At 36.6% G+C, this 355-nt stretch carries 1 protein-coding gene; it reads left to right on the forward strand.

The window, feature by feature from the left end; all coding sequences use genetic code 11:
• Positions 1–93: 93 nt before the first annotated feature.
• The coding region (locus J3U35_RS05655) for a hypothetical protein (RefSeq protein WP_267360128.1) at positions 94–355 on the forward strand (262 nt) is incomplete at its 3' end.

Here is a 355-nt window from a genome sequence, read left to right on the forward strand (position 1 = left end):
CAAATTAAAATTTACATCCAGTGATATTGATGTAGCACTTATGCGTTTAATCAATAGTGATGTTATCAATTTTTCAGGATAAAGGAATCAACCATGGCATTAACCCCCCTAAAAAAATGGAAATATCCGGTCGTTACCAATGACCCAAAAAAATCAAGCGCTGCCCATTATCATCAAGCCTTAATGTTAGTGGAAGAAGGTTTCTATCCTGTGAGCGTTAATAAACAGGTACATGGCGGCATTCATTTTGATGAAAAAGCGCTTAAGAATTTAGGCATTGTATATGATAAACCGAGCAAAGTGTGCTGTATAGCTGATGGTGAAGTCATTGCTTATCGGGTAAACGACAATTATC

Source organism: Gilliamella sp. B2717, assembly GCF_026536675.1.
Lineage (GTDB): Bacteria > Pseudomonadota > Gammaproteobacteria > Enterobacterales > Orbaceae > Gilliamella > Gilliamella apicola_I.